The 7,307-nt window shown below is 72.0% G+C and carries 6 protein-coding genes; 5 read left to right on the plus strand and 1 reads right to left on the minus strand.

The window, feature by feature from the left end:
- Positions 1-10: 10 nt before the first annotated feature.
- Positions 11-643 (minus strand): DUF4956 domain-containing protein, encoded by a 633-nt coding sequence (locus tag K6I33_RS05420; protein WP_229348541.1) that lies wholly within the window; start codon positions 641-643, stop codon positions 11-13.
- A gap of 173 nt (positions 644-816) precedes the next feature.
- Here K6I33_RS05420 and K6I33_RS05425 point away from each other — a divergent pair, with 173 nt between their 5' ends.
- The 5 genes from K6I33_RS05425 (at position 817) to K6I33_RS05445 (ending at position 6,953) form a co-directional block, all read left to right on the plus strand.
- Complete coding sequence (locus K6I33_RS05425) at positions 817-1,509, plus strand: Crp/Fnr family transcriptional regulator (RefSeq protein ID WP_229348542.1); 693 nt, start codon at positions 817-819, stop codon at positions 1,507-1,509.
- A gap of 164 nt (positions 1,510-1,673) precedes the next feature.
- On the plus strand, positions 1,674-2,612 hold the full coding sequence (locus K6I33_RS05430) for a hypothetical protein (protein WP_229348543.1): 939 nt from the start codon (positions 1,674-1,676) through the stop codon (positions 2,610-2,612).
- Positions 2,609-4,999 carry a hypothetical protein gene (locus K6I33_RS05435; RefSeq protein ID WP_229348544.1) on the plus strand — a complete coding sequence of 797 codons (2,391 nt, stop codon included), beginning with the start codon at positions 2,609-2,611 and terminating at the stop codon, positions 4,997-4,999. Before K6I33_RS05430 ends, K6I33_RS05435 begins: the two co-directional genes overlap by 4 nt.
- A 155-nt stretch (positions 5,000-5,154) precedes the next feature.
- On the plus strand, positions 5,155-6,417 hold the full coding sequence (locus K6I33_RS05440; RefSeq protein ID WP_229348545.1) for a PE-PGRS family protein: 1,263 nt from the start codon (positions 5,155-5,157) through the stop codon (positions 6,415-6,417).
- A 35-nt stretch (positions 6,418-6,452) separates the two neighbouring features.
- Positions 6,453-6,953 carry a Pycsar system effector family protein gene (locus K6I33_RS05445; RefSeq protein ID WP_229348546.1) on the plus strand — a complete coding sequence of 167 codons (501 nt, stop codon included), beginning with the start codon at positions 6,453-6,455 and terminating at the stop codon, positions 6,951-6,953.
- Positions 6,954-7,307: the final 354 nt, after the last annotated feature.

Below are 7,307 nucleotides of genomic sequence, written 5' to 3' on the forward strand. Positions count from 1 at the left end.
ATGGCGGCGGTCACACCGGCTCGCAGGCGGGTGCGACCCGGAGCCCCATCAGGGCCTCCGCGCCGAGGTAGGCGCCCTCGTCCGGGTCGGGCTCGCGGTACCGGACGTCGACGACCATCAGGTCGCGGACGTAGTCCACCTCCGTGATCGTCCACCGCAGTGGCTCGCCCAGCCGCCTGGCCAGGTCGGTCCGGAGCGCGACGGGGTCACGGTGCACCCGGTCGAGAGTGACGACGGCGCGGCGTGAGCGGGCCAGAAGCCAGTGGCTGTCGGCGGCCCAGAGGACGAGGAGCAGCACCGCGCTCAGCCCGGCCTTCACCGGGACCATCACCTCCGGCAGCCCGCAGACGAGGCCGAGGACGAGCGTGGTGAAGTAGTACGCGACGTCCTCCTGCTGCACCGCGTCCGAGCGCAGCCGCACGATCGACAGCACCCCGAAGAGCCCGAAGCCGAGCGCGGCCGCTCCTCTGCCGCCCACCGTCGCCAGGGCCGCGACGACGGTGAACAGCCCGGTGTTCAGGGCCAGGTAGGCCGGTACGAGGTCACGGCGGCGATGCCGCGGATAGTAGATCGCGAAGGCCAGCAGACAGACAGCAGCGAGGTCCAGCGCCAGGCCGGCGACGATGTGCCGTAGAGCGTCCATGATTCGCTCCCTCTCGGGTCGGAAGGAGCACAGACGATAGGCCCACCGGGATCGAACATGTTTTCCCTTGTGGAAAAACGTTCTTGCGGGGAGGCCCGGGGCGAATAGTTGTGGCGTGCGGTACAAGTCTGCCCTGATATTCCGGCGGCAGCGAAAGCCGAATGGGGTGGGAGATGCCAGTGATGAAGTTCGAGGACCGCGTTCCCTTCGTGGTACGGCTGGAGGCCGAGGACCGGCAGGCGCTGTTCGAGAGCGGTACCCCTCTCGCCTTCGCGGCGCGACAGGTACTACTGCATGAGCACGAGCCTTCGGCGCACGTGCTGATCCTGCTCTCCGGCTGGACGAAGGTGGTCTCGGCGGCCGCCAACGGCTACGAGGCGCTGCTGGCCCTACGGGGCCCGGGTGACATCGTCGGGGAAGGAGCCGTGCTCACCGGGCGCCCCAGGGGAGCGACCGTGACGGCGCTGGGGCGGGTCGAGACCCTGGCGATCAACGCGGAACAGTTCAGCGGCCTTCTCGACGAACGGCCGGGCATTTCCCGCAAATTGCTGGCACTGGCCGCCGACCGCATGCGCGACAGCGACCGCCGAAGGGTTCAGTACGCGGCCCTGAACGTGCAGGAACGGCTCGCCCTGCTGTTGCTGGAGCTGATCGACAGCCACGGGGAGGATACGGAGGACGGGGTGCAGCTGACGCCCGGGCTCACCCAGAGCGAACTGGCCGGTTCGGTGGGCGCCTCCCGGGAAGCGGTGGCCCGGCTGCTCAAGGGGTTGCGGGAGCGCGGCATCGTGCGCACCGGGCGGCGGGGCCTGGTGGTGGTGCGGCCGGAAGTACTGCGGAGGATGGCATGCCAGGGCGACCGGTGAGAGGCGTCCGGCACCGTGCGAACGGGCCCGGGCACAAGTGTCGCTGTGTGTACGTGGTCACACAGCGAGTGTGCTAGGTTCCATCGCCTCAAACTCCCTCCCGGTGGCATCTTTTGGGTGTCAAGACGGCCTTCACCGGCCCATCTCTCCAGCGGAAGGCGGCCATGCGCGAGCCTGTCAACCGGACCATCCTGCTCCTCGACATCGAGCGGTTCAGCCGCCGCGACGACGTGGTGCAGGCCGCGCTCCGACGCACTCTGAACACGGTCGTGGACCAGTTACTGGGGGCGGCGGGCGTGGAGGCCACCCAGCAGTACCGGGAGGACCGCGGTGACGGGCTGATCGTCCTCATCAGCGGCGACGTGGCCAAGACCGCCGTCCTGCGCTCGCTCCTCACCGTCACACCCGAACTCCTCCACGACCACAACCGGCTGGCCTCGAGCAGCGCGCAGATGCGGCTGCGCATGGTGCTCGCCGCGGGAGAAGTCGCCCACGACCCCCAGGCCGGCACCACCGGGGGACTCGTCGGGCACGACCTCAACCAGGCGTTCCGGCTGCTCGACTCGGACGCCCTGCGCAAAGCCCTCGCCGGACGGCCGGACCAAGGCTGCGTCCTGGCCGTCAGCGACCCGGTCTACGAAGGGATCGTCCGCCACGGCCACCACGGGGTACGGCCGGAGCTCTTCCGGCGCACGGAAGTGGCGGTCAAGGACGGTGTGCTGTCCGCCTGGATCCATCCCGGCGGGATGCTGTCGGTGCCGGATTCGGCAGAGGCAGGAGCAGGGACAGGGGCACATTCACAGGCACAGGAAACGGCGGCGAGTGAGCCGCGCCCCACGTCCGGCCGGTCCCAGCAGGAGCAGCGCGGTGGCGCGGTCTTCCACTTCCATGACGCCCCGGTGATCCACGGCTCGCTGGTCGTCGGAGACCAGCACGGGGTCAGCAGCGGTCAGGTGACCGGCCATGTGATCCTCGGCGGATCCTTCGCCGAGCCACCCGTCGCCCCGCGCGCCCACGACGCCCGGCCCGAGAACGCGAACCGGTCCGGGAACAGGGACCGGTCCGAGATCGCGAACCGGTCCGAGAACGGGGACCGGTCGTGAGCACACCGCACGAGCACCAGAACGCCGCCGGTGCCACGGCTCTGCCGGGACCCACGGGGGTGGCCCCGGCAGAGCCGTCCCCGGACGTGCTTCCCGCACCGGACCCCGGCCTCGGCCCGGACCCGGCCGACGACGGCACCGAGGCCGACGACACCGCCGCCGAACACGCCTGGGACTCCCGCCGGGACCTCTACCGTCACAGCCCGGGCATCATGCTCGGCCGCTCCGCGCAGCTGGGCGGCTCGCTCGTCGGCGGTGACCAGCACGGGGTCAGCGGCGGTCAGGTCACCGGCGACGTGATTCTGGGCGGCAGCAAGATCGAGTACCACCTGGGCGGCGACGCCGAGGAGAGGTCCGGCGAGATCCCCGCCGCCGAGGTCGCCGCGCTCGCCCTCCGCTTCGTCTTCCCCGAGCGCGCCGAAGGCGCCGCACCGGGCCGGGAGGAGCGTCACCCAGCCGTGGACGCGCCAGCCGAATCGACAGCTGCGGACGAGAGTGCGGAAGCCCGCGCCTGGGAGCCCGGCAGCCCCTTCGACCTCGCGCTCACCAGGCTCAAGGAGCACCGCGTCGCCGTCATCTCCGGCCCCGCGACGACCGGACGCAGTGCCGCGGCTCTCATGCTGCTGCGCGCGGTGGGCTCGACCTCGTACCGCGCCCTGGACCCGGCGCTGTCACCGGGGCGCCTGGCCGGGGAGCTGCGCGACGGGTGCGGCCACCTCGTCGCCGACTTCCCCACCACGGCCGAACGCCCCCTGCGCGAGCATCATTTACGTGCCCTGAGCGAGAAGTTACAGGCTTCCGGCAGCCATCTCGTCATCGTCGTCGGGCCGCATCCCGTCGTCCACGGCTCCGTCGGGCACGTGGCGTGGCAGCCGCCCGAGCCTGCCGCGCTACTCCGGGGGCACCTGCGCCACAAGGACCTGGCCGGTCACGGCGTCGACGACCTCCTCGCGCTCACCGAGGTGCGGTCGGCCCTCGGGCACCGCAGGCCGGTCGCCGAGCTGGCCCGCTTCGCCGACCGGATCGCCGCGTACGCCCAAGGGACCCTGTCCCTCGCCGACCTCGCCGCCTTCGGGCACTACGCCGCCGAACGGCAGGTACGGGCCTGGTTCGACAGCACGGAACAGACCCTGCACGACAAGGCGTTCCTGATCGCGCTCGCCACCTTCGACGAGGCCCCCTACCCCCTCACGGCCGAGCTGAGCGACGTCCTCTTCGGCTTCCTGCAACGCATCGAGAACCCCGGAGAGCCCGCCCGCATCCCCGTCTTCGGCACCTCCAGCGCCCAGCGCGTCGAACACGCCCAGGCCGACCGGTACCAGGAGGCCGAGGAGACCGAATGGGGGCCGGTGCTCCAGACGAAGGTGCAGTTCCGGGATCCGCTCACGGCCATCACCCTGCTCCGCGAGGTCTGGACCGGCCACCCGTCGGCGCGCCCCGCGCTGGTGGCCTGGCTGCGCCGTCTGGCGCTCGACCCCCGTCCCGTCGTCCGTACCCGGGCCGCCTCCACGGCCGCGGTGCTGGCACAGACCGACCTCCCGTCGACCATGGCCCTGCTCGTCCGGCCCTGGGCCCTGCAGCCCAAGCTCCGCGCCCGGCTGGCGGCGGCCAGCGCCCTCGCCCTCGCCCATCACCTGGGCGCGCCCCACGTGCCGCGCGTCCTGCGGGAGTGGTGCGCCGATTCCGACCACCGGCCGCGCTGGACCGCTGTGCGCACCTACGCGCTCGTGGGCGACGCCTTTCCGGCGGAGGCCCTCGACGCGCTCATGGAAGCGGTCCGCGGCGTGGAGGCCCGGGGCGGCCCCGCCCCGGGCTGGCCGGACGAGCTCGACGAGATCGCCCAGTCCGCGGCCACGCTGTTGCTCGCGGCCGGCCAGAACGGGGGCGGGGGCCGGGAGGCCGGCGGCGCCGCGGCCGAACTGTGGCCCGCGCTCGTACCCTTGATGCGCGGCGGCGCGACACGGGAGTTCGTCCTGCGCACGGTCGTCCACGCCTGCGGCCCCACGGACACCTCCGGTGACGCCGGACGCCCGCTGCTGCTCGACCTGTTCGGCCGGGCGGACGCCACGGCCGGCACTCCCGGTGGGCTGCTCCGGCAGTCGCTCGCCGCGCTGTGGCGCGGTGTCCTCAACGACCCGTTGTGCTCGACGTCCGGTCTGGAGACCATGCGCCGCTGGGTCCGGGCGGCCGAGGCCGACCCGGAAGCGGAGCAGGCGCTCTCGGAGCTGCTCCCCCTCCTGGCCGTGTCGGTCGAGGACACGAAACGGCTCGCCTATCTGCTGGACAACCTGCGTGGCGAACCGGGCTCCACTCCCCTCGCCGCGGCCGTCCGGTTGCGCGCGGTCCTGTCCCTCTCGCCCACCCCGACGGCCCCGGCACCCCAGTGATCACCGCCTCTCCACGCCGCCGCTCGGACTGATCCGAAGGGCACTCCCGAGCACCGTTACGAGCACTGTTTCGAAAACTGTCCCGGGAGCTGTCCGAGGACTGTCCCGAGCGCTTCCCGACGAGTTCAAGGCCTGTTCCAAGGAGTAGCAACACCATGATGGGCAACCAACCCCAGTGGCAGCAGGACGCCGACCGCCACTCGCGGCTCGTCGACCCGGTCGTCACGATCCAGGAGCTGTCACGCTTCAAGCCCCTCCGCACCACCCGCATCGACTACGCCCTGGTCTTCACCACGGCCCAAGGCGGGCTCGACCCCTATCTGCCACCGAACCGCCCGAGCCGCACCGAGCTGGCCACCCGTCGCTGGACCAGCGTGTACGAGGTCGACATGGGGCTGCACGACGCGGACGCCGTCCTGGCCCTGCCCAGCGGCAACGACGCGTTCCTCTTCGAGGTGTCCCTCAGCTGCAGCTGGCAGGTCCTCCACCCCGCCCTCTTCGTCGCCAGCGGGGAACGCAACGTGCCCGCCATGATCCAGCGGCTCGTCGACAACGCCGTACGGCCCGTGCTGCGCCGGTACGCGATGACGGACAGCGCCGCCGCGGAGCACGAGGCGCAGTGGGCGCTCGCCGCCGCCGAACCGCTGGGCGCGGCGGCCGGGCTGCACATCGGTTGCGTCCTCCAGATCCGCCGGGACGAAGCCGCCCTGGCGCACGAGCACGAGCTGCGGGAGATCCAGTTCGCACGGGAGAAGCTCGAACCCCGGCACGCCCTGCTCATGCGGGAGGACGAGCTCGCGGCGGAGCGCGCCCTCGTCCAGGGACAGCAGCAGCACCAAGTCGAGCTCCAGAATCAGAACCTCGTTCACGAGCGGCAGTTGATCCGCGGCCGGCAGGAAGTGGAGCTTCAGGAGATCGAGGCCCAGAAGATCCAGTACTACGCGTACTACCTGGAGCAGGGCGGCCCCACCGCCATGGCTTTCCAGCTCGCCAAGCACCCCGAGGACACCCGTCTGGTCATGGAGAACCTCCGGGAGGACCAGATGCGCACCATGCAGAGCCAGATGCAGCTCGTGCTTCAGGCGCTCGGCGGCGGGCCGGGCGGTCTCGAGGAGCACCAGTTGGACGAGCCGCGCAGGATGGCGGTGAACCTGGCCAAGCAGTTCCTCAGCGCCAAGCGCCCGTCCGCCCTGCCGGGAGACCCGCCAGGGGGTGTACCGGGGGGTGTACCGGGGGACCTGCCGGCGGTCGAGGCCGTGGCTCCCGATGCCGCGCCCGAGGACTCGGCGCGGCCGGCCGATGGCGACGCGATGGCGCCGCCGCCCGCTCCTCCGGGGCACCCCGGGGGAGGCGCGGCCCCGAAGGACGCGGGTCCGGTCTTCGGGTACCGGCCCTCGACTCCTCCCCCGGGCCAATGAGCACCGGCCTCCCGGAACCCACCACTCCGGCATCAGTGGCCGAACCACGAACGGCCGAGCGCCTGTTGAAGGAGCTCCGCCAGGAAGTGGCCCGGGCGGACACCAAGGGTTCGGTCCTGGTGGCCGCGCAGGGCATGTCCGCGTCGGCCCTCATCGCCGTACTCGTCGCCGCCCCGGGCTGGCAGCCGTCATCCCTCTCGGCGCTCGGGCAGGTGATGTGGTGGGCGGGCGTCGCCTGCTTCATCGGATCGCTGCTGGCCCTGTTGATGACGGTGGTCCCGCGCTACCGGTCGCACGACTGGCGGCCCGGTCTGCCGCTGACCCATTTCGCCGACATCCACCGTGCGGCCCGCCATGGGCCGACGGCATTGGAGGAGGCCTTACGCGAGACCGAGCGCGCTCCCGCGGCGGCGCTCCTGTCGGCGCTCACAGAGAACAGCCGGATCGTCACCGGCAAGTATGCGTGGCTGCGGACGAGCATGGCGTGTTTCACGGCCGCGATGGTGCTGCTGCCGGTCGCGCTCCTCGTCGGCTGACGCGCGCGGACCGCCACCACGCCTTTGGACAACGCCCCAGGAAACGACCCAGGAGACGTACAGCCATGCCCGACCAAGGCCACGCCGACCAGGGCCACGCCACCGCACCGCTCCCACCGGAGGGCCCGCCCCCGCACCCGGGGGCATCGGCACCACCGGCGTACCCGCCGCCGTACCCGGGCGAGATGCCCACGCCACCGCCGTACCCGGGTGAGACGCCGCCCTCCTACCCCGGGGAAACCTCAACGCCTCCGCCGTACCCGGGCCAGGCCACGGCAGCACCGCCGTACCCGGACGAGAAGCCTCTGCCCGCCCGACCGGCGTACCCGGGCGAAATGCCACCGCCCCCTTACC

The sequence above is a fragment of the Streptomyces sp. UNOB3_S3 genome, from assembly GCF_020740895.1.
Taxonomy (GTDB): Bacteria; Actinomycetota; Actinomycetes; order Streptomycetales; family Streptomycetaceae; genus Streptomyces.

Bases quoted from the DNA above. Each gene is read 5' to 3' on its own strand.
- K6I33_RS05420 (WP_229348541.1), bottom strand. From the start codon at position 643: ATGGACGCTCTACGGCACATCGTCGCCGGCCTGGCGCTGGACCTCGCT.
- K6I33_RS05425 (WP_229348542.1), top strand. From the start codon at position 817: ATGCCAGTGATGAAGTTCGAGGACCGCGTTCCCTTCGTGGTACGGCTG.
- K6I33_RS05430 (WP_229348543.1), top strand. From the start codon at position 1,674: ATGCGCGAGCCTGTCAACCGGACCATCCTGCTCCTCGACATCGAGCGG.
- K6I33_RS05440 (WP_229348545.1), top strand. From the start codon at position 5,155: ATGATGGGCAACCAACCCCAGTGGCAGCAGGACGCCGACCGCCACTCG.